Annotated in this window: 19 protein-coding genes and 1 pseudogene; 8 read left to right on the forward strand and 12 right to left on the reverse strand. The window is 38.4% G+C overall.

Annotated features, from left to right (window positions below):
* Position 1 precedes the first annotated feature (1 nt).
* Positions 2-958 (reverse strand): MoxR family ATPase, encoded by a 957-nt coding sequence (locus MKY78_RS06760; protein ID WP_339217080.1) that lies wholly within the window; start codon positions 956-958, stop codon positions 2-4.
* A 265-nt stretch (positions 959-1,223) separates the two neighbouring features.
* Positions 1,224-2,753 (reverse strand): amidase, encoded by a 1,530-nt coding sequence (locus MKY78_RS06765; RefSeq protein ID WP_339217081.1) that lies wholly within the window; start codon positions 2,751-2,753, stop codon positions 1,224-1,226.
* A gap of 257 nt (positions 2,754-3,010) precedes the next feature.
* On the opposite strand from MKY78_RS06765, the gene MKY78_RS06770 reads away from it, so the two are divergent.
* Together MKY78_RS06770 and MKY78_RS06775 are read left to right on the forward strand one after the other, a co-directional pair.
* Positions 3,011-4,801 carry an ABC transporter substrate-binding protein gene (locus MKY78_RS06770; RefSeq protein ID WP_339217082.1) on the forward strand — a complete coding sequence of 597 codons (1,791 nt, stop codon included), beginning with the start codon at positions 3,011-3,013 and terminating at the stop codon, positions 4,799-4,801.
* A 262-nt stretch (positions 4,802-5,063) separates the two neighbouring features.
* Positions 5,064-5,276, forward strand: coding sequence for a hypothetical protein (locus MKY78_RS06775; protein ID WP_339217083.1), 213 nt, complete (start codon positions 5,064-5,066; stop codon positions 5,274-5,276).
* 255 nt (positions 5,277-5,531) lie between these two features.
* Here the strand turns inward: MKY78_RS06775 and MKY78_RS06780 are convergent, their stop codons facing one another.
* The gene (locus MKY78_RS06780) at positions 5,532-5,954 is read right to left on the reverse strand and encodes a M67 family metallopeptidase (protein WP_186869057.1); all 423 of its coding nucleotides are present in this window, start codon (positions 5,952-5,954) and stop codon (positions 5,532-5,534) included.
* A 104-nt stretch (positions 5,955-6,058) separates the two neighbouring features.
* On the opposite strand from MKY78_RS06780, the gene MKY78_RS06785 reads away from it, so the two are divergent.
* Positions 6,059-6,610: a hypothetical protein gene (locus tag MKY78_RS06785; protein WP_186869058.1), complete on the forward strand. Its 552-nt coding sequence runs from the start codon at positions 6,059-6,061 to the stop codon at positions 6,608-6,610.
* A gap of 13 nt (positions 6,611-6,623) precedes the next feature.
* Entirely contained in the window at positions 6,624-6,899 is a 276-nt protein-coding gene (locus MKY78_RS06790) for a hypothetical protein (protein WP_186869059.1), read from the forward strand.
* A 129-nt stretch (positions 6,900-7,028) separates the two neighbouring features.
* Here the strand turns inward: MKY78_RS06790 and MKY78_RS06795 are convergent, their stop codons facing one another.
* Positions 7,029-8,951, reverse strand: coding sequence for a hypothetical protein (locus MKY78_RS06795; protein ID WP_339217084.1), 1,923 nt, complete (start codon positions 8,949-8,951; stop codon positions 7,029-7,031).
* A 215-nt stretch (positions 8,952-9,166) separates the two neighbouring features.
* Between MKY78_RS06795 and MKY78_RS06800 the strand changes: the two genes are divergently transcribed.
* Complete coding sequence (locus MKY78_RS06800; protein ID WP_186869061.1) at positions 9,167-9,871, forward strand: hypothetical protein; 705 nt, start codon at positions 9,167-9,169, stop codon at positions 9,869-9,871.
* Between the two features lie 215 nt (positions 9,872-10,086).
* Here MKY78_RS06800 and MKY78_RS06805 read toward each other — a convergent pair whose 3' ends face one another.
* A complete protein-coding gene (locus MKY78_RS06805; protein ID WP_186869062.1) occupies positions 10,087-11,184 on the reverse strand; it encodes a glycosyltransferase family 2 protein in 1,098 nt (365 codons plus the stop codon).
* Between the two features lie 366 nt (positions 11,185-11,550).
* On the opposite strand from MKY78_RS06805, the gene MKY78_RS06810 reads away from it, so the two are divergent.
* Complete coding sequence (locus tag MKY78_RS06810; protein WP_339217085.1) at positions 11,551-13,194, forward strand: IS1182 family transposase; 1,644 nt, start codon at positions 11,551-11,553, stop codon at positions 13,192-13,194.
* Between the two features lie 79 nt (positions 13,195-13,273).
* On the opposite strand, the pseudogene MKY78_RS06815 reads toward MKY78_RS06810, so the two are convergent.
* The 4 genes and pseudogenes from MKY78_RS06815 to MKY78_RS06830 all read right to left on the reverse strand — a co-directional run.
* Positions 13,274-15,268: pseudogene (locus MKY78_RS06815) on the reverse strand (NTTRR-F1 domain); the annotation flags it as partial.
* Positions 15,269-15,702: 434 nt separating this feature from the next.
* Positions 15,703-16,398 (reverse strand): N-acetyltransferase, encoded by a 696-nt coding sequence (locus MKY78_RS06820; RefSeq protein WP_186869063.1) that lies wholly within the window; start codon positions 16,396-16,398, stop codon positions 15,703-15,705.
* The gene (locus MKY78_RS06825; protein WP_186869064.1) at positions 16,388-17,467 is read right to left on the reverse strand and encodes a Gfo/Idh/MocA family oxidoreductase; all 1,080 of its coding nucleotides are present in this window, start codon (positions 17,465-17,467) and stop codon (positions 16,388-16,390) included. Before MKY78_RS06825 ends, MKY78_RS06820 begins: the two co-directional genes overlap by 11 nt.
* Positions 17,464-18,570: a DegT/DnrJ/EryC1/StrS family aminotransferase gene (locus MKY78_RS06830; protein WP_186869065.1), complete on the reverse strand. Its 1,107-nt coding sequence runs from the start codon at positions 18,568-18,570 to the stop codon at positions 17,464-17,466. Before MKY78_RS06830 ends, MKY78_RS06825 begins: the two co-directional genes overlap by 4 nt.
* A gap of 198 nt (positions 18,571-18,768) precedes the next feature.
* On the opposite strand from MKY78_RS06830, the gene MKY78_RS06835 reads away from it, so the two are divergent.
* Positions 18,769-20,103, forward strand: a complete 1,335-nt coding sequence (locus tag MKY78_RS06835; RefSeq protein WP_186869066.1) for a nucleotide sugar dehydrogenase — start codon at positions 18,769-18,771, stop codon at positions 20,101-20,103.
* A 34-nt stretch (positions 20,104-20,137) separates the two neighbouring features.
* Entirely contained in the window at positions 20,138-20,266 is a 129-nt protein-coding gene (locus tag MKY78_RS06840) for a hypothetical protein (protein ID WP_255488081.1), read from the forward strand.
* A gap of 31 nt (positions 20,267-20,297) precedes the next feature.
* Here MKY78_RS06840 and MKY78_RS06845 read toward each other — a convergent pair whose 3' ends face one another.
* The 3 genes from MKY78_RS06845 to MKY78_RS06855 are packed head-to-tail and all read right to left on the reverse strand — an operon-like array spanning position 20,298 to position 23,149.
* The gene (locus MKY78_RS06845; RefSeq protein ID WP_186869067.1) at positions 20,298-21,305 is read right to left on the reverse strand and encodes an SPFH domain-containing protein; all 1,008 of its coding nucleotides are present in this window, start codon (positions 21,303-21,305) and stop codon (positions 20,298-20,300) included.
* 39 nt (positions 21,306-21,344) lie between these two features.
* Positions 21,345-22,124, reverse strand: coding sequence for a TPM domain-containing protein (locus MKY78_RS06850; RefSeq protein ID WP_339217086.1), 780 nt, complete (start codon positions 22,122-22,124; stop codon positions 21,345-21,347).
* Positions 22,121-23,149, reverse strand: a complete 1,029-nt coding sequence (locus MKY78_RS06855; RefSeq protein ID WP_339217087.1) for a TFIIB-type zinc ribbon-containing protein — start codon at positions 23,147-23,149, stop codon at positions 22,121-22,123. Before MKY78_RS06855 ends, MKY78_RS06850 begins: the two co-directional genes overlap by 4 nt.
* Positions 23,150-23,179 lie beyond the last annotated feature (30 nt).

Below are 23,179 nucleotides of genomic sequence, written 5' to 3' on the forward strand. Positions count from 1 at the left end.
CCTAAAATTCCTTTCGAATTGGTACAAATGTTTGTTTGACTACCTGCTCCACTATTTGTCTTGCTGTTTTCCCGTCATATTTCGCTTCAGAAGTTAAGATAATCCGGTGTGTTAGTACATATGGAGCCAAATACTTCACATCATCAGGAAGAACAAAATCCCTGCCATTGATATATGCGTAAGCTTTCGCTGCCCTCATCAAGGCAATTGACCCACGTGGACTAACTCCTAGAAAAATATCATCATGGTTTCTCGACTCACGGACAAGATTAACAATATATTGTTGAACATTTTTCTCTATATAAACCTGGCGAACTTCTTCTTGGATTAAAACTAATTCTTCTTTTGACATGACAGGTGAAATTGTTTCAATGGGGTGCTCTTTGGATATTCTTTCTAGCATTTCCAATTCGTTCTCTAAAGATGGATATCCCATCGTTAGTTTCAAAATAAAACGATCTAATTGAGCTTCTGGTAGTGGATATGTTCCTTCATATTCTATCGGGTTCTGTGTTGCCATTACGAAAAAAGGCTTTTGCAGCGGAATTGTTTTTCCATCAACCGTAACGCTTTTTTCTTCCATGCCTTCTAAAAGTGCAGACTGTGTCTTCGGTGATGTACGATTGATTTCATCCGCTAATACAATATTGCCTAAAATAGGTCCACCACGAAACTCAAATTCCATTTCTTTTGGATTATAGATTGAAACACCGGTTACATCAGAAGGTAATAAATCTGGGGTAAATTGTATTCTTTTAAAATCACAATCTAGTGATTTAGCTAATGTACGAACTAACATTGTTTTTCCAACACCAGGCACATCTTCAAGTAGAACATGGCCCTCAGCAAGTAAAGCTACCAAACTTAAAACAGCTACGTCTTCTTTTCCAATCATTACTTTATTAATATTCTCGATGACTTTTCCTACTTTTTCGTTATACACAATCGTCTCCTGCATCCACTAACGCCCCTCTGCATAAATTACTTTTCCTTTTAACTATACTAAAAATCAAGTACTTAGTAAAAGGATACTTAAAATACATTATTTTCAAAAAAAGAGGTGTATAAACGTTTTAATTTAAATAAATTGCTATGTTTATTTCTATTATTCTTTACCCTATACACCCCTTTGAACTTGTACCAAACCTAAATAGTGAAAATAAGTTGGAATATAAAAGAGACAAACCTTAAGAAAAACCAATAATAAGGCTTGTCTCTTTCTTCTATAAACGAGGTACGTGGCCTTTGTTACCCATTTCCTTTAAAAACGGATTTTGCAGCATATCTATCCAAAGTGATGTTTGCTCAAGCTGATAGGCCAATTGTAAAAGACGGTGTTCTTCTCCCTTAGTTGCCATTACTTGTACACCTAAGGGTAAGCCTTGCTCAGATAAATAGACAGGTAATGAAATAGCTGGTTGTCCAGTTAAATTTGCAAGCTGCGTGAATGGTGTATAGGTTAAGCTCGGTAGGAACATTTCATAAATTAGCTCCTGTTGCCCACTTTTATCCAGTTTTTCAATTCGCTCTCTTAATTCCATTTGCTTAGCATCAGAGTGGGTAAGTTCCCCTACCTTTGGTGCTGTATAGGCGGTTGCAGGTGTTATAAAGAAATCATATTCCTGATGGAACTCGGCCATTTGCGCTGCCGCAATATCCCAAGCTGCAAGGCTCGCAGAAAACTCAGCTGCTGTTACGGACTTACCACCAACACTTAATAGCCAGGATTCGATCTCCATATCATCTGCTGTCATTTCTCTACCGAATGCCTCTTCCAGTTCTTGAACTAGAGAAGCCATCTCCCCGCTATTCATCAGGTAATAATTACGCATTAGCTGAATACCATCTACACCATTATCTCTTTCTTCCACATAATGGCCCTCACCTTCCAGCCAAGTTACTATGTTCCTAACTGCATTCTTGGCATCCTCAGACACCGGTGTGCCTACAGGAGACTTCGTCGAGAAAGCAATGCGTAACGGTTTATCAAAAGGTTTTTTCATTTCTTCTTGGAAACTGCCTGGGAAAAGCGGCGTTTGAAAAGCAGCTTCGGGTTGAACAACCTGTAAGATATCTAATAATGCTGCACTATCCCGAACCGTTCTAGATAAAGCAAAATCAATCGATGCCCCTTGCCACTGACGTCCATTACCAGGACCTACAGGTGTACGTCCCCTTGTTGGTTTTAATCCGACTAATCCCGAAAAGGACGCTGGTATACGAATAGATCCTCCCCCATCACTAGCCCCGGCTATTGGTACTACCCCGGCCGCAATTGCAGCTGCTGTGCCACCACTAGATCCTCCTGGAGAATATTCTGTATTCCAAGGGTTTCTTGATGGACCATATAATACAGGCTCTGAAATATTCTTTAATCCAAATTCTGGCGTATTCGTATGCCCCAAGAATAAAAATCCTGACTGCTGTAGCTTGTCCACTAGATTAGAATTATCCTTAGCAAAATTCGAACGCAAAAGCCGTGAACCTGAAGTGATTGGCTCTCCCTTTAATCGTTGGGAAATGTTCTTTAATAAAAAGGGCACACCAGAAAAAGTAGCTTCACCAATGCCTAGTTTCTCAGCTTCTTGTAAAACCTTTTCCTTTCTATCATGAACGACTGCGTTAATATCCGGATTAACTTTTTCTAATTGCTCCAAGCTTAACTGTACAAGCTCTGTAGGGGTTACCTCTTTTTTTCGAACTAACTCTGCCAAATCTGTTGCATCTAATGTAACGTACGTATGTAAATCCATTTTCTACACCTCGAGTTTATTCTATTTCTTCTAGTTTATCACCAAAAAATGAAATAGAACATTACCTTGTTTCAACTAGGGTCGATCTCATTTCTTTATCCTTGAAAAGTAATAATATAAAACAACCTTTCATAAGATGTTACGAAAATCATATCCAATCACGCCATGTTTACATGCTTTATAAATAAACTGTTGTCGTTCATTGGTTATTAGCGTCTTGCCCCACTATAAACAGCAAGAATAGAGGAGGAAGTACCTTGTTCTCACAAAAACTCAGTATACGAATCTTTATCATAGGAATTTTCGTTAGTATTCTATTAGTAGCATGTGATGATAAAACAGATAATCCTTTGGAAGAGAATTCCGCCCCAGAAAAAGAAGATATAATGAAAGAAGCTAGCGAGCCAACACCTGGTGGATCTATTGTTGGTGCTATGTATGAACCACCAGCGGGAATGTTTAATCCCATATTTTATGAGGATCCTTACGAAGCGAACATTCTCTCCTTTACACATGAGAGTTTAGTAGGTCAAAATGAACAACTAGAATTCATTCCTAAGTTAGCAAAAAGCTGGGAGACTAATGAAGATCAAACTGAATTAACCCTTTACCTAGAAGAAGAGGTCAAATGGCATGATGGAGAAGAATTTACTGCAGATGATGTTGTATTTACTTATCAGTCCATTGCAGACCCTGATTATACAGAAGCTGGTGGGGTTCACACTGCATTTGTAGAGCCACTACTGGGATATTCCGAATATGTTAACGGAGACACCGATCAATTCCAAGGCGTTATCGCAGATGATACGTATACGGTCACCTTTAAGTTTAAGGAACCAATGATAAATCCACTTTATATTGCAAGCTTTCCAGTCATTCCAGAGCATATATTTAAAGAAATTCCAATAGCCGATATGCCTAGTGCAGAGGCATCCATAAATCCAGAAAAAGTAATCGGTACAGGACCGTTTAAATTTGCTAAAGCAGTTGAAGGAGAGGAATACATTCTCGAACGCCATGATGCATACTGGCAAGGCACACCATATCTTGACGAAATCATTTGGCGAGTAGTAGCAAAATCAGTTATCGCAGGACTGCTGGAAAGAGGTGAAGTGGATATAATAGCAAATCCAGATGTAATCTCTGCAAATGATTACGAAACAGTACGTGACTTGGAAAATATCACCTTAGTGGAGCAGCCTGATTTTAGCTATCAAATACTCGGTTTCAAACTGCATCACCAGACAAAAGAGGATGTCGAGAACGGCATCATTAACCCAACTAACTGGAAACCTAATCCAAAGCTTTCCGAACCACAAGTTCGACAAGCAATCGCTTATGCTATAAATCGAGAACAATTAATTATGGAATTATTAAACGGACGTGGACAATTACTTCACTCTCCTATCGCCCAATCATTTTGGGCATATGATGAAAGCGCAACAGAACATTATAGCTTCGACCCAGAAGAGGCAAAAGCATTGTTAGATGAACTAGGTTATGTGGATACAAATGAGGATGGATTTCGTGAAGATCCGGACGGAAATGAGTGGGTATTACATTTCGATTATCCTACAGGCAATGCAATTCGGGAAGAAACGGGCCCATTAATTGCACAAATGCTTGAGGAGATTGGAATTAAAATTGAACTTCGAGAGCCAAAGGAAATGTTTACCTTCATCCAGGATTTAACCAATGATAACAATGATTGGGATTTATACTTATTAGGTTGGAATCTATCCAGTACCGAGCCAGATCCAGCTAATCTATGGTTATCGACTGCTGCATATAATTTTTCACGTTGGAATAATCCAGATTCTGACGATTTATTAAACAAAGCTATAAAAACACCAGAAGCCTTTGAGCAAGACTACCGTTTAGATGTATATCATGATTGGCAAAAGCTCTATTCCGAAGAGCTGCCTGCGCTTATTCTTTATACACCAAATAATGTATGGGCATATAACAATCGATTAAAGGGTATTGAACCATTACCTTATACGCTATATAACAATACACATCAATGGTGGGTTGTCGAGAAAAAGTAACATTGGTGTAGAACTAGAAGTGGATGGGACATAACAAAAGAATTAAATGTAAAACCGAATGATACACGATACTAGCTCTGGAAATTTGCGTAGATTCCTGCGGGAGGAAAGGACAAGGTTGAGCCCCTATTGTCTCATCCTCTTCTTTATTTTCTCTTTTGGAACAAATGATGTTAGCTAATCCTGCTAGCCTGCATTATTCACTTATTTTTCCAGAATAAACATCAGTCTCGTGGTCACAATAATACCAGGAGGTGTTACGATGAGTGAAAAACAAGACAATACACCAGAAAAGTTAAAAGTTGAACTCGGTGGAATGGGCTTATATGGTACAACAAGCAATATGGAAGTTGCCGGATATAAGGCTACCGGTGATATCGAGAACGCCGGTCAAATTAATAAAGGATTCAAAAATAATAATGAAGAATCTGGAGCAACGGCTTCAATCGATGATTCTAACCCTGGTGATGACTGATTTCTCATATAGCTAAAGCAAAACTATATGGTTTAGCGAATTAGGTAAATTAATATTTGCTCTCACATCATACGTAGTTCCTATGGAAGACATACAATATGAGTGATATGCAAACCACCAAAAATAAACAGATGTTATGAATAGTGGAAACACAAGTATTTCCGGAGCAGATTATTGCAACTGTTAATTTTAATTCAGAGGTATCGTTTACTGTCAGAATATTAGTCGTAGAACACTTTTAGTATAATTTAGGAGTTACGATTCCATAATTTGGACCGGTACCTCTTTATATTCCATCCCTGAGACTTGATAGCATTTATATTGAATCTCTTTATTCATAAGCGAAATAATTAGCATTTTAATATCTTCATCTGGATGGTATTGTAGATCTTCCTTTGATGGGATAGGGGGTGCTGTCGGATGCGAATGATATAAAATGATTACTTTCTCCCCCTTAGCACTGATCCTTCTAAGTACCTCTCCAACTGTATGACTACTTACTTTAAATTGCTTCTTTAGTTTTGCCTCATTTTTCAAATTCCAATTTGAAATAACTTCATTATCTTGACGGCCACTTAAAAAACCACAACATTCATATGGTAATGCTTGATAGCAATTCTGAATAATTAATTTTAATACCTCTTTCGGAATTATAATAACCGACTCATTACTCTCCATTCATAACACCCTTACATGTTTTTTGATTTCCTTGATTGCTGTTTAATATTTTATTAGTGTTTTGCATATGTATAGTAACGTTACATGTTATGGAGGTGGTAATGTTGAGTTTTGATACATTACGAAATAAAATAGCTCAATTAAATAACCAAACGCAAGCGTTCACTACCGAACTATATGAACTAGTTAAGGATTATAAAAGCAAGCCGAATATTAATTCAATACTTGGATTTTTTACGTATTCTGTCAATATGACAAGTGATCCGAAAGAAGAAAATATTATATTAGGTGATTTCCATATTCACAATCTAACAGGTAATACACTCGCTGCATTATATTTATGTTTAAAAGTCAATACAACAAGCACCTACAAGTTTACTGGTAAGTATCTTACTAAATCAGCACAAGCAGATAGTTCAGAACCTTTTAGTTATTGGCAGCAACTGCCAGAACGGAATGAAGAACATGAGTATTGGTTTCAGTTGACTCCGAATAAGGAAGTAAAGCCACTTGAGAAAATAGCGTTCTCAGACTTTCAGGTTAGTTGGAAAAATACACGGTCTAATGTTTGCTCTATTCAAGCATTCCTTTATACAGAGTCCGAAAAAGAAGGAATTAATTCTCTTAATTCCATTAGTGTTAATACGACAGGCTAAAGGAGGTAAGGAATTGACTCACCATAATGAGTTATGGATACTCTTACAAAACCTACTACATAACCAACTTCAGCAAATCGGCACCGAGAGTAGCATTCAAGAACAATTAGACCATATCATACTTACGATGCTGGTAGATTACAAAGTAAAAGGAAACATAACCAATCAGATCCCCCCTACAAATAATGCAAACGATGCTGATCTCAGTGCTATCATTCACGAATTAGATAATGCTATTGAAGTTAATCGTAAAGAGTTTGATAATTTACTACTACTACTGAAGAAATAATGAGAGAATTACCTATAAACAATGCCCGTGGCTAGATAAGCCTTTACGTACTCGGTCTAGCCACTCTGGGGCAAAACAAACTTAATTGGAAACATCTCATTTTGAAAAACTAATATGTGGTTATATAGCTTACCCATAGAATTTCTTTAGCTTCTTCCAAAATGACTTTAGAGTAAATTTATCCTCCCGTAATGGTGGTTCTTCTTGTGTGTTTTCCACAACAGCTTCCTTTTGTACTAACTCTGTTTTTTCGTTGGTGTTAACATAATTCGGCTCAACGTCCACTATTTCTTCCTTTTCATTCTCCTCCATTACTGTATCAGGTGTACCTAATACTGGACTTCCTTCGTCTACTTGAGGAGTAGATAAATTCTGATTCGCAGCTTGATTTAATTGTTCTCCATTCTTTGATTCTGTTTCTTCTTTTTCACTCTCCTCCATTACTGTATCAGGTGTACCTAATACTGGACTCTCCTCGTCTGCTTGAGGAATAGATAAGTCCTGATTGGCAACTTGATTTAATTGTTCTCCATTCTTTGATCCTGTTTCTTCCTTCTCATTCTCCTCCATTACTGTATCAGGTTTACCTAATATTGGACTCTCCTCGTCCGCTTGAGGAATAGATAAGTCCTGATTGGCAATTTGATCAAAATGGTCTCCATTCTTCGATTCTGTTTCTTCCTTTTCACTCTCCTCCATTACTGTATCAGGTTTACCTAATACCGGACTTTCCTCGTCTACTTGAGGAGTAGATAATTTCTTATTGCCAATTTGATTTAACTGTTCTCTATCCTGTGATTCTGTTTCTTCCTGTCTTGGTTGTTCTGTCATTTTCCCTATTTTGGAATGCTGTACATATTCCTCTTCATTCACTCGTTCTGACGGAGCAGTTGATGTTATTTCCACCACATTTTCCACTGGTTTTTCTTGTTGCTCTGGTAGTTTCTCTACTTGAACCACTGGATTCTCTTTTTCAACTTGCCCTTCTTCTTTGTTGTCGTTATTTTTCAATTTCTTATTTTCCTTTATTTCGATATTTCTTACATATACTGGCTTTGCCTTTTGTTTACTAGATGGTGTGTGTTGATTAAAATTTGTGGAACTATTTTTATGGAGGCTAGTTTTATTCTCAGGTATTTTTCCAGGTATTGATTCAATATTGGTTAATCCTCTCAAATCCCTAAAGGTAATCTCTTTTTTAGGTGGATTGCTTATGGGTGTGGGAGTGGGTGAAGTAGTAGATGGAAATGGTCTAGTCTCTTTAGGTGGTTTCCTTTCTTCAAGGATTTTTTTAATCTCCATTATTTGACTTTGTAGATTAGTAAGCGTTGTATTTACATGGCTAACATCCACTGTCTCTTTCTCGGTTCCTTTTGCCCATAGATCCGAACCTTGCTCATTATCATTAGCTGGCTCGGCACCTTTAATAACCGTACTTTCAACATTCTGCTTTTCAATCGATTCTCTATCACTTTTACTAGTTCCTTCGTCCATATTGTTGTCCTTGTAAATAGACATTATATCCTTAAACTCCTCTCTTTCTATAAACAGTCTATTTAGTATTGATATGTTGAATTGCATCATCTCTTTTTGGTGTTCTTTTTTATCCAAATCCTTCATGATTGGGGAATATTTTCGAACTGACGCCGTTGATTTTTTATTATCTGTAGAAATTTCGTTAGCATGTAGAGGGGCTTTCTCCCTTTTCTGTTCTTTCTTATCTGGTAAAGATTCTGCAATTGGATTGTTTTTCTCTGTTTTCTCAATCATCTTCGTAGGGTTTAATTCCTTCTTCAACTTATTTAGGTCTTGTAATAATGATTCCTTATCTTCCTTGATTTTATAATAATCGAATAGACAGTCTTTGTATTTTCCCTCCATGTGTATCAGTCTTTTTCTCGTTTCTGCTAATCTACTCTTTACCTTCTTCATTTCGGACTTTATTTGACAATATTCTAGATCATTTTCCTGATATTCTCGTATTACTTTTCGATATTTCTTGAGCTGATTAAGTAAGCTTTGAACATCCTCCCTTGTATAGGATTTAGACATTCTATCCACCTCATAGCACAATAATTTAAGATATCTTATGAGATCCTAACCTTCAGTGTGACAGATTTCCAGTCTCATTAACCTATGTGAGTAAATTAGGTAAAGATACATTTTAGATATTAATCCTAGAAAATAGTCTTTTGTACAGTTCCAAATATAGTGTAAACACATAATTTGTTACTGATAATAAATTATTGAAAAGGAGAGATATACTGATGCAGGAACTACCATTACAAGGAGCTCAAGAGCTTCTTTGCATAAACACAGAAAAAGTCTATGATTGGGTCGTTTTACAAGAAGACTTAAATCAATCTATCTTACCAGCAGCTATAGGTGCATTACCTTTTGATCCATGTGGTCCAGCAGTTAGCAATTTAACAGCAACTTGCTATCTTGTTGACCCGCTTACAGGTAATCCACTTCCACCAAACGCTATAATACCAGTTACCGAAACAGGTGAGCGAGAAAATCGCGAATTTGTTATAGATGGTGCATTAGTTACATTACAACGTGTATCATTTGTAAAAACACTTAATGTAGTCATTGAATTTACCGGTATTAATGGTACTACGCCATTTGTCTTTATTTCAGATGAAATTGAAATAGACATTCCAGAATCCGTATTCCTTTGCGCACCAGAAGGAACTCGACTTGTCGTTCGAGTATCTGATATTGATTGTAGTGTCAATGTAAACTGTGTTGCTGGAGCTTTAGAAAGTGTTGATTTATTCTTAAATGTTTGTCAAAGTGTTCAATCAGTTGCAGATGTTACAATAGAACTTGTGGCAGACTTCTGTCAGCCTAGGGATATTCTAACGGAGCAATGCCCAACTCCATCAATTCCTCCTCAATGTCCAGTTGTTTTCCCAGGAATTATGGCAACGGCTAAAAATAAAAACACCACGAACCAAAGCGAGTAATTTTTATTTAGCGTTATAGATTCCATGAGATTTGAATCTATAACGTCTTTTTTTTTACAACAAATATTAACGATTACTTTTTATTTAAAAGCTTAAACGAATAAATATTTATTAAACGTATCGCTTATAAAAATAAAGCTACTGGCCCTTGATGGTTAGTAGCTTTTTTATAGGAATTAGAGATTCATTCTATATCCTCTACTTATCAAAGATAACTATCCTTCCTTCTCTAGAACTTCCCTGCTCACCTTCGATTCAAGTAATTCCTTATTAAAGAGAATTCGCTCATCATCTGGCCTATATTCCCTTGCCTTCTCATTATGATAGTAAGATCGCTTAAAATCCTGAAGATTATAATAGCACACACACATTTGTAGGTGAGGATACCATGTTGAATATGCTGGATAAGTAAAACTCCACTTATTAAAGTCATCTTCAAGCTCTGTAGCTAAAGTATACCAATAGATAGCTGACTGATACTCCTTGTTTCGTTGATAATAATAGCCTATTCGACTACATGATTCAGGTCGAGGTGTTTTAGAAAACCGAAAAGATTCATACAGAGAAGCGATCTCCTCGTCTAACTTTCCCAAAAAACGGTAACAGTCTGCTTTATTGATACATGCATATACTTTATCTTCTATCCAGCCTTCTTTCATCTCAATATTATGGTTATAGTTTTCAATTGCTTTTTCATAATATCCATTTTCTCGAAGTTCATTTCCATAATAAAAATAGTCTCTTGGCGTAAAGGTATCTCCTCTTTCTAATTTCTTTTCATAAATGGATAAGTTTCTCCCTACGGAATGACTAATCTTTTTATGGGTCACGGCTACATCTGAGTTGATGACTTTTCCGTATACTTCAAGATATTGATGGCAATCGCCTTTCCATTGAAAATTTCTGCTTCTTTTGACTAATCTATTTCTTCGATACGTTAATGTTACGTTACCATAGCTATCCATACCCGCATTGTAATACATTGACACTGAATCAACCGATGGATCAAGAGTCTTCTTAAGATTTTTCAACTTTTCTTGATCCTCTTCAAGTAACACATCATCTGCATCCAAATACAGGATGTAATCCTTTGTTGCATATTTAAACGATTCATTTCGTGCAGCAGCGAAATCATCTATCCATTCAAAATAAAAGACTCTATCTGTATATTTTTTAGCTATTTCGACCGTCTTATCAGAAGACCCAGTATCCACAATATTAATCTCATCAACAATATCCTTTACTGTATCAAGGCACCTTGCCAGTACTTCTTCTTCATTTTTAACAATCATACATAAACTTATCGTAATCATTTTAAAAAGCTCTCCTCCTACTAAAAGGTTTTTATTCCTATTAGTAATGTATTTAAAAAAATGAAAATAGATTGTATCAAGACCTACTCCCTAAAAAAAGGGTATTTGTATATCATTAGTAAGACATTAGATACAAGTAACTAATTCATGAACAGCTAGTTTTTTCATATAAAAAAGAGGCTGGGACAAAACCCCAGTAAATTAATATAAGCATGGTCCTTACCAACGTTTTAACGGTAAGGACCATGCTTATTATTTTTTGCACGCAATTTTCTGATATTAAAGTAAACAAAAAGGACACCATCTGATAAAATTAAAGTACGACCAATAACTTTTTTCGGAGGTGTCCTTATGTCGTATTATAACATGAAACAAGTTGTATTACCTATGGATTTGGAAGTTAGATTAAAAGAAAATGACATTGCCTTTGCCATTAATGATTTAGTAGAAAGTATTCCAGAAAGTGCTCTTGAACCACTTAGAAAAGATACAGGTCGTCCGCCATATGCTTCGCGGATGATGTTGAAAATTATCCTTTGTGGTTATACGCAGTCTGCCTTTTCGGGCAGGAAGATTGAAGCCTTATTAGAAGATAGTGTACGAATGATGTGGTTATCTCAGGAGCATCAACCAAGTTACAGAACGATTAATCGCTTTCGTGTGCACCCATTAGCGAAAGGGTTATTACGTGAGTGCTTTGTACAGTTTCGATCTCAGTTGGTAAAGGAAGAAGTAATTGAAGAAGAGGCTATTTTTATTGATGGCACAAAGATTGAAGCCAATGCGAATAAATTCACATTTGTATGGCGAAAATCGGTTGAAAATTATAGTGAAAAACTAATTGAAAAGTCCAATCCAATGTACGATGAGTTAATTGAGAAGCGAATCATTCCTGAAATAGAACGGGACGATTTCGAAGAGCTTTCGGTTGAAGAAATGAAAGAAATTGTGGAAAAACTGAGTGAAAAAATTGAAGCATACGACAAGGAAATTGAAGCGAGTGACGTTGGTGTTGAGCGGAAACAGCTTCGTTCCGAGCGAAAAGCACCAAAACAATATCGTAAGCAATTTGAAGATTTTATTGAGCGGAAACAAAATTATCAAAAGGATATGGAGATTTTTGAAGACCGCCATAGTTACTCAAAAACAGATCATGATGCCACATTTATGCGGATGAAAGATGACTATATGGGAAACGGACAACGGAAGGCTGGATATAATATTCAAGTTGCGACGGAAGGCCAATATGCGCTCGCTTATGATGTGTTTCCAAATCCAACCGACACCCGTACGTTGATTCCCTTTTTGAATACGATTGAAGAACGCTTCTTTGAACTACCTAAATATATCGTGGCAGACGCAGGGTATGGTAGTGAACAAAACTATGAAGATATTATGAATAATAGAAATAGAACACCTCTTATTACATATAATCAGTATCGAAAGGAGAAGAAAAGAAAACACAAAAACAATGCTTTTCATGTAGACAATTGGGAATACAATGAAGAGGATGATGCATTCATTTGTCCGAATGGAAAGAAATTATTATTCAGCCATGTGTCCCATCGAACCGACAAATACGGATTTAAACGCGAATTTAAAGTCTATGAATGCGAAGATTGTTCCGGATGCCCTTTACGCTCCATGTGTACAAAGGCGAAAGAGGGAAACAATCGAAAAGTATATCTCAATGAAAAGTGGGAATCTCAAAAAGCATACGTCAGGGAGAAGCTTTCAGACGAGAAAACTGGTGAAATTTACGGTAAACGTAAAATCGATGTGGAGCCAGTCTTCGGATTTCTGAAGGCTAATTTGGGTTTCACTCGAATGTCTGTTAGAGGAAAAGAGAAAGTGATAAATGAATTAGGATTTGCGCTTATGGCGGTAAACTTGAGGAAGTATACCGCCAAAATGGGTAAATCTAGTTTAGGAAATGGAAATGATTTCAAAAAACTGGTTCCAAGCAATTTTCAATCGCTTAGAACCAGTTTTTTATTACTTTCTGGCTAGTTTTGTCCCAGCCTCTTTAACTATTTCTTAAAATGTCTTGGTTGGTAAGTTTTTATATTATTTTAGATATTTAAGCTCCTGCCGGACCTGTTGCTCCGGTTGGACCCGTTGGACCTGTTGGGCCGGTTGGGCCAGTTCTTCCCGTTGCTCCTGTTGCTCCTGTTGCTCCGGCTGGACCTGTTGCTCCCGTTGCCCCGGTTGCTCCCGTTGCCCTGGTTCGCTCCCGTTCTTGTCGCTCCTGTTGCTCCCGTTGCTCCGGCTGGACCTGTTGCTCCCGTTCTTACCCGCTCCTGTTGCTCCCGCCTTACGGTTCGCTCCTGTTCTCCCGTTCCGGGCTCCTGTTCTCCCGTTGCTCCGGCTGGACCTGTTGCTCCTGCCGCCCTGGCTGCTCCCGTTCTTGGTTCGCTCCTGTTGCTCCCGTTGCTCCGGCTGGACCTGTTGCTCCCGTTCTTACGGTTCTCCCGTACGCCCCGGCTCCTGCTCCCGTTGCTCCGGCTGGACCTGTTGCTCCCGTTCTTACGGTTGCTCCGGCTGGACCTGTTGCTCCTGTTCGCTCCTGTTGCTCCGGCTGGACCTGTTGCTCCCGGTTCGCTCCTGTTGCTCCCGTTGGACCTGTTGCCCCGGCTGCTCCCGTTCTTGTTCGCTCCTGTTGCTCCCGTTGCTCCGGCTGGACCTGTTGCTCCCGTTCTTACGGTTGCTCCCGTTCTTACGGTTGCTCCGGCTGGACCTGTTGGCTCTCCTGTTGCTCCTGTTGCTCCTGTTGCTCCTGTTGCTCCGGCTGGACCTGTTGCTCCTGTTCTCCTGTTGCTCCCGTTCTTACGGTTGCTCCGGCTGGACCTGTTGCTCCTGTCGCTCCCGTTGTTGCTGGGCCGGCTGGACCGTTGCTGGACCTGTTGCTCCTGGCTCCCGTTCTTACGGTTGCTCCGGCTGGACCTGTTGCTCCTGTTGCTCCCGTTGCTCCGGCTGGGCCGGTTGCCCGGTTGATCCGGCTGGACCTGTTGCCCCGGTTGCTCCCGTCGCCCGGTTGCTCCGGCTGGACCTGTTGCCCCGGTCGCTCCTGTTGCTCCCGGTTGCTCCTGTTCGCTCCCGTTGCTCCGGCTGGACCTGTTGCTCCCGTTGCCCCGGTTGATCCCGTTCTCCGGTTGCTCCGGCTGGACCTGTTGCTCCTGTTCGCTCCTGTTGCTCCTGTTCGCTCCTGTTGCTCCGGCTGGACCTGTTGCCCCGGCCGCTCCTGTTCGCTCCTGTTCTTTCCCGTTGCTCCGGCTGGACCTGTTGCTCCCGTTCTTGCGGTTGCTCCCCGGTTGCTCCGGCTGGACCTGTTGCTCCTGTTGCTCCTGTCGCTCCTGTTGCTCCGGCTGGACCTGTTGCTCCCCGCCCCGGCCGCTCCTGTTGCTCCGGCTGGACCTGTTGCTCCTGTTCGCTCCTGTTGCTCCGGCTGGACCTGTTGCTCCTGTTGCTCCGGCTGGACCTGCTCTCCCCGTTGCTCCTGTTGCTCCCGGCCGGTTGCTCCCGTTGCTCCGGCTGGGCCGGTTGCTCCCGTTGCCCCGGTTGCTCCCGTTGGGCCGGTTGGGCCTGTTGGACCTGGTAATCCGTTTGAACCATCAGCCTCTAAGAGTGCAACATCATCAACATAGATAGCAGGGGCTCGTAGTGCACTAATAGGCTTTGAAATAGTTACCCTGGCTTGAGTAGTACCAGCTGGTGCAACACTTGTCGTCTGGTATGCTCCTAACCAAGTATTATTTATAACAAGTGGAATATTATCATATCCAATAATAGTTTCTAATCCAATGCCGAGAACATTATTAGAGCTATCCAAAAATGCAACCTCTAAGTTGATAATAGGACTTGGTTGTTCATTGTCTTTAGCTAATGAAACTAGAAGTTCATAACTTCCACCAGCTTCAGCCGGTACTACTTGTGATAAGAAAGCATTTGCAGAACCACCAGCGAATCTAGCAGAATATACTCCTACGTGAGCATGTTCATTTGTAACATTAACATTTAGTGACTCCCAACTGGAAAGATCACCAGTTTCAAAGCTGCCATTGACTATTAAGTTATTTATTGCCAACCTAACTTCCTCCTTTACTATTTAATTTAAGTTCCATTACTAATTTTTATAGTATTGAAACTTCAAAATTATAGTATGTAATATCGATATGCTTGTTCAGGCGGTTAACCTATTCCAATATGAAATGTGCTTTCTTACAGGGGCAGAACAATTAGTCTGCAACAATTAACCTTATTTCGCTCTATCTACTAAATGGACAATACATATCATAATTTCCATAATCTAGTAAATTGAAAGGATATGGAATTCTACATTGCTATATTAAACTCTATAATTTATGGAAAATAATAAGTAAGGGATTCTCTAATATTGGATAGAGAGGATTTAAATTAAAAAAATTAGCTATATAGGGTTGATCAATAGCTAATTTTTAGTATTAAAAGAGAACCTCTATTCTAATTCCCATAGAATGGAGGTTCTTTTCTATTATTGTTTTACTCATCTAATGCTCTGGCCGGATTACCCACAACCACTTTATAGTCCAATACATCTTTAGTTACTACAGCTCCCGCTCCAACAACTCCCCCTATGCCAATTACTATTCCAGGGAGAAGTGTAGCATTATTACCAATTCTAGCTCCCTTTTTTATAATTGGTCCTTTATGTGGATAATTTCGTCTACCCATATATTTATCATTTGACGTGCTACAACACGGGCCAATAAATACTTCATCTTCAATTACCATATCTGCAGTAATATATGTCCCAGTTTGTACCGTAACTCGTTTACCAATCTCCGTATTCGTCTCCACCATAACATTTCTACCAACAATACTTTCTTCTCCTATTTTAACGTTTTCTCGTATACTTGCTAAATCACCAATAAATACACCTTGGCAGATTACTGATCCACTATATAGGACTGTATTACAACCAATTGTAACTTGGTCATGTATTTCCAATAAAGGAGCTGATAGGTTCGGTTTCCTCGCCATTTTGTTATTCGAGGCAGGTAATTTTCCTAGAACAGATAGATCCTCTACAGTAACGTTATCTCCAATTCTAGTTCCACTTTTAATAACAACATGATTCCCAATAACCACATTATCTCCAATTCTTACATTTTCCTCGATTATGACATGTTCCCCCAGCTTAACATTTCCTCCTATAACGGCCTTATTATGGATCATTTACCTCTCTCCTTACATTCATTTCTTTCGTAGCAAAAGATCTAATAGGAAGGGATACTTTTTTATCTTCTCTTGCAGATTCATATAACGCAAATATCGTCATAAGTGAACGCATAGCTTCTTTTTCATTTCCTAGTAAAACCTCGTCTTCCTTCTCTAATGCGTCAATAAAATGTTGATACATATACACATGTTCATTATTATCCTTTAATAACGTTTTGAGTTCTTCCGTATCAAATGGGTTGGGGAGATAACATCGCTCCAATATATTAAAAGAAGGACCACCAATTGAAATGGTTCCTTTTTCTCCAAATACGGTTAAGTAGTAACCAAGATTGTTGGGTAGCGTGATGGTATTAGCCTCTATTATACCCTTAGCCCCATTTTCAAACGTAAGAATACCTAGTGCAATATCTTCTGTGCTTTTCACATCGAGTTTACGGTCAATTTCCCCTGTAACCATTTGTACATCTCCCATGAACCAAATCAATAAATCAATTAAGTGAACTCCTTGATTTAATAACATTCCACCATCTTTTTCCCAAGTACCTTTCCAGGCAGAATTATAATACTGGCTAGAACGATTAATACGCATGGATGCAACGCCAAAGTACAGTTCGCCTAACGCACCTTGCTCAATTAATTCCTTTATCCTACTCATTACTGGGCGATAGCGTAATTGATGACAAACTAAGACACGCTTACCTACTATCGACGATACTTCTGCTATAGTATTTGCATCGTCAATGGAAAGCGCTAATGGTTTCTCTAAGACCACATGCTTATGATGCAACAGTGCCTGAATCGCCATATCTGCATGCAAACTAGATACTGTCGCAATAATTACTATGTCAATCCGCTCATCTTCTAGTAAATCTTCATATTTCTTATATGCTAAAATCTCTTTCCTTTGCTCTGTTAACTGTCTGTATTCTTGCATTATGCTATCCATTTTACTTTCATCAATATCACTGACTGCCACTAAATCCAGCGCTTTTATCTTGCTAATAGTATCAATATGCCGATTAGCAATATACCCACAGCCTATAAGTCCCACAGTATATTTCATAGTTGATCACTTGCTCGTTTAATTATTTTAATTATCTTATTTTGATCTTCCTTTGAAAGAAATGGATGCATTGGAATAGCAAATACTTCCTTCGACACACTCTCTGCTATTGGGAAATCCCCATGTCTGTAACCTAAGGTTTTATTTGCATCTTGTAGGTGTAAACATAAAGGATAATATATTCCTGTCTGGATTGAGGCATTCTTGAGCAATGTAATGAATTCCTCTCTATTGGATGATTTTATACAATACAAGTGATAGACATGGGATCGGTCCGACATGCGCATTGGTAATTCTATTCCATTTGTTTCTTTCAACCTTAAGGAGTAGTAATCAGCAATTGCATTTCGCCGCTCGTTCCAGTGATCAATCTCCCTTAAGCAAACTAATAATATAGCAGCATGTATTTCATCAAGCCTACTATTATAACCTGGTTCTGTATGATAGTACTTTTTTTTACTGCCATGGACTCGTAATCTCCTAATCGTTTGCGCCACAGTATCATTAGATGTCGTAATCATGCCACCATCCCCTACTGTTCCTAAATTCTTTGTAGGAAAGAATGAAAAACACCCAGCATCTCCAATACTCCCGACAGCTTTCTCCTTATATACTGCTCCAAAGGCTTGTGCTGCATCTTCAATCACTACTAAATTGTGTTTATTTGCGATAGACTGTATCTCATCCATATCAGCTGGTAACCCAAATAAATGGACCGGGATGATGGCCTTTGTTTTGGAAGTTATTTTCTCTTGTAGTTTATTAGCATCTAAAAGAAAAGTTTTTGGATCTATATCAACAAATACCGGAGTTGCGCCAACTCGAGTAATTGCCTCAGATGTTGCAAAAAAAGTAAACGGGGTTGTAATTACCTCATCACCTTGCCCGATACCAAAAGCCTCTAAAGTTAGAACTAATGCATCAGTACCATTTCCTACTGCTATAGCATGCTTTACCCCTAATCGTTTGGCAATTTCTTTTTCCAATTCACTAACCTTTGGTCCTAATATATAATTGCCACTTTCCAAAACTTGAATAATCGCATCCTTCATTTCCTGATGAATCGAGGCGAATTGTTTTTTTAAATCAATTAGTGGGATCATCTCTTCACTCCTTATTACTAGATTTATATGTTTATATTTGTATTGAAGCGAAGGGTTTTGGGGAACGGCGTATTAGAGGGAATATAACAATTCAACTAGTGCCCTAGTATTTAAGCCTTTTTATCTTATATCTTGGAACAGTCTCTGAAATGATTTCATATAAAGTATTAGCTCTATATTAGAGAGGATCGTTACACTATGAAACCAAAAAATTTAGTATCAAAGACTAGAGATATAAGGGCAACTTATAATTATAATCCAACCATAGCCGTTGTAGGTTTAGGGTATGTTGGGCTTCCTGTTACACTTGGATTTTCAAAGAAATACCAGGTAATTGGATACGATGTAAAACCGGAAAGGATACATTCCTTGAAACAGCATGTGGACACTACTAATCAAGTGACAAGCCAATCCTTAAAAGACGCTTCTATAGAGTTCACACTAGATGCTACCCGTCTACATGTATGTGATGTCATCATTATCTGTGTTCCTACGCCTCTAAATGAAAAGCAAGAACCTGACTTATCACATCTTATTAATGCCTCGAAAACAGTAGGGGAAAATATGCGAAGGAATACTGTCATTATTTATGAATCAACCGTTTTCCCTGGTGCAACAGAAGAAGTTTGTATTCCATTACTAGAGAAATGCTCAACTCTTCACTGTGGTCAAGATTTCTTTGTTGGCTATTCGCCAGAACGGATAAACCCTGGTGATACATCTCATACCTTTTCAACCACAGAAAAAATTGTTGCTGCACAGGACAAACAAACACTAGATAAAATATATGCTCTTTACCAAAGTGTCATAGATGCTAAGGTATTTAAAGCTAGCTCTATACCAGTAGCAGAGGCAGCTAAACTAGTTGAAAACACCCAACGGGATATTAACATTGCTTTTATGAATGAACTATCTATTATTTTTAGGCACCTAGGTTTACAAACACATGAAGTGCTAGAAGCAGCAAGGACTAAATGGAACTTCATTCCTTTTAATCCCGGTTTAGTTGGGGGGCATTGTATCGGAGTGGACCCATATTATTTCATCTATAAAGCAAAGCAAGAAGGGTACACACCGGAGCTAATGACAATAGCAAGGTCAGTAAATGATCGAATGTCTACTGAAGTAGTCTCCATTGTTAATCGATATATTGAGGAGAAGGGGTATAATCACAACGGGCTGAAGGTGGGATTATTAGGGCTTACCTTTAAAGAGGATGTTCCAGATTTACGGAACTCGAAATCTATCGAAATAGGTCATAAATTACAGAACGATGGGTTACATGTTGTAGCCTATGATCCTATTATTAATCAACAGGATCTGCCAGAGGATTTCAATTTGCCAATAGTAGAAAAGGAAGATCTGATTAACTTTGATATTATAATTCTAGCAGTTTCTCACAAACAATTTCGCGAGATGCATGACGATGATTTTTATAATTTATTTAAAGATAATACGGGATTGATTGTTGATGTGAAGGGATTATGTACCAATAGGGTGTTTGGAGAAAGCATTGAGATTATTAGTCTGTAGATTGTAAAATTCCTACCAAAAGGAGCTGTTCATCTTGAAAGCAAAACCATTAGTTAAAGTAAATACGGATCGAAAAAAACTAGTTGCAAAACGAGTTGCTGGTGGTTGTGGCTGTGGAAAGAAAAAAACAGTAATAAATAATAAATCCCCAAAGACATCTTAACCGACCTTCGGGGATTTATTTTACTTACTAATTAGACTAGTTTATACCCACAATTCGAGCAGAAATTTGCTCCACTTGCTTTATTCCCACAGTTAGGACAGAAATTAGGCCCTGTTCCGGAGGATTGATTAGTAGATTGCTGAGCAGGCTGTCCTTGCTGTTGGTTTTGTTGCTGTTCCTGATTAGTGGATGGGTTTATATTTTTCATCATTTCATTTGCCATTGTCATACCCATCATCATACCAGCCATATCACCAGCAGTTCCTGAACCTTGCATTTTCCCGGAAGACATTGCATCCGTTACTTCGATTTGCTGGTATTTTGATACATCACCGACCATACTATGTTTCGCACTCTTATTCACCATTTCCTGCACTTCTTTTGGATAGTTAAAGCTACTCACGCTAAAGCCAGTTAGTGTCATACCCATATCATGGATTTCCATATCTAAATCTTCACGAATACCTCTTGATATTTCTAATCCATTAGCTTGTAAGTTAAATAAATCCTTACCCTCTCGAGTAATCCACTTCATTAGCAATTGATCTAAAATAGAAGTGATACGGATTTTTACATCATCGACTAGATAGCGACTTTTTACCCCAGCTATATTATCGATTAACGTAATATAATCATTTACTTTGAACTCGAAAGTTCCGTTCGCTCTAATTGGTAAACCTCCTGGAAGGTTCAACTGGGGTGCTGGAATATTAATTGCACTTCTAGTACCCCATTTCACATTAAAAATTTTCGTATTAACAAAAATCACTTCGACCCGGAGACCACTGTTAAATCCGAACTTGAAGCCTTTTAGAGTTGATAAGAAGGGGATAATCTCTGATTCGATATTATAGTCTCCCTCTTCCTTAAAGATTCCTTCTATTTTACCATTTGATAGAAAAATAGCATCCTGACCAGGACGAAGTATTAATCTACTTCCCTTTTTTATCTCCTTATTATTCCATTTCCAAAATATCATATCATCTCGAAATTCTTCCCATTCGATTACATCTGAAAATTGATTTCTAAAAAAAGCCATCTATAAACTTCCTCTCATTCATTAATAATCTAATTAATATTAAAAGCTACCACCTTTACCAGTATATGAGCTCCCTCCTCGGGTAACCCCACCGCCACCTCCGCTTCCTCCGCGGTTGTTATTAGAAGGTTTTTTACGTTTGGTTACATTCTTGGATAGGAAAATATCTTTACGTTTTAAAACTTTAAAGTCCCCGGTATAAGTTCGTTCATTTACTGTTACTTTTCCACCAGAGTTATATGCCATTGTTCCAACAATTATCCCACCTATTAGTAGCGCTATTATAACGTGAAACCACGTATCAAACATAATACTTTCCGGATTAACACCTGGCATATATCGCATGTATCGTGACCCAGTTTCCACAAATGTCTTAAATGCATCAAAATATTTATCAGCCGATAATGGAGGAACAAGTTCGTTAAATAGTAAATCTACTCGTTGACTATCTAAATGTTTTTGTGCACCTTCAAAGCTTGCGATATAGAAATCCCGATTATCTATATCTATTGCCAGTATGACTGTACTTCCATGGGGCTTATCATATCCAAAAGCCATTTCATCATAAAAGTCTGCCATATACTGCTCTACTGTTTTTCCATCGGTATCTTCTGTAATAACGATAATAAAATCGGTCTTCCTTTTTTCACTATGTTCATCAGCTAACTGTTCTAGGGCTTCAACTTCTTCATCCGATAATAGGTTAGCATAATCATAAATTCGTTGTGTTGAATCATCGGCGAAAACTGTGAAAGATGAACTATATAGAAAGAGGAGAAATAGAATACCAGGGAATATTACCTTTTTTATATCCCTCATAAAAGTTCACCCCCAATTGCAAAGGAGAGGATTTTCATTCCAATAAATGAAATAGCAGCAATACTCCCCCACCAAGCAGCAATCTTCTTCTTGCTAAGGGGTGGCTTTCCAACTACCTTTCCGGTAACACCATTCATTGCAAATGTATGCTCCTGCTTATCAAAGTCGTAATACACCATCCAAACCGGTAGTAAAACATAATAGGCTTTTCTTTCTCTAGTATTAATGTTTTGATCTACGTATTTAACGGAGGAGTATCCATTAATCGTCGAACTTACGTATTTATTAATGTAACTGCTCACCTTAGACTTTACCCTAGGCAGTAGATCTTTATTGTCATAATTATATTTTTCTGCTAGATAGCCTGCCAGATAAGCTGTCTTAAAGTCTTTTAACTTCCCAAAATCATAAGGTTCTAGTTTATCCATTAATTCATCGTTCATCTTCTTTGATGCGTCTACAGGAACCTTCTGAAAGGTTAAATCAATCTTTCGCTCTACATCATAATATTTCGTTTCTGTATAAACATAGTCTCCTCGCGTATAGCTCCTTACTTTGGTAGCCTTTGCTCGTACTTCTGCAACACTATGTAAATCATAAAGCCAAAAAGGCACATACATTCCGGTTATGTTCTTAATGCGGTCAGCCGTCATAAAACCATCCGGAGTAAGGCGACCATTTTTACACCATTTCTTAAAGGCTTCCATTGCTTGTTCCTTACTAATCTGGAATGGTAAAACCATGTCTGGAGCAAGGCTTCCAGATACTCGGTCAGCTAGTACGACTCCTGCACCACAGAAACTACAAGAGGTAGCTGACGTATCTGCATCTGTGATTACGGCCGCACCACAGTTATTACATTCGTATTCCTTCGCTTCATCTTCTGAAAATGTATTGAATATATAGTCATCCGAGAATTCTTCAATCGAGTCATTACGCCCACAGCTTGCGCATGATAGGTTACCAGATACTGAATCAAATGCCATATCATCGCCACAGTTAGGACATTTATAATGAATTATCATGTGATCACCTCATATCCCCTTATTTTATAT

This window comes from Ornithinibacillus sp. FSL M8-0202 (assembly GCF_037975285.1).
GTDB classification, from domain to species: Bacteria; Bacillota; Bacilli; order Bacillales; family Amphibacillaceae; genus Ornithinibacillus; species Ornithinibacillus massiliensis.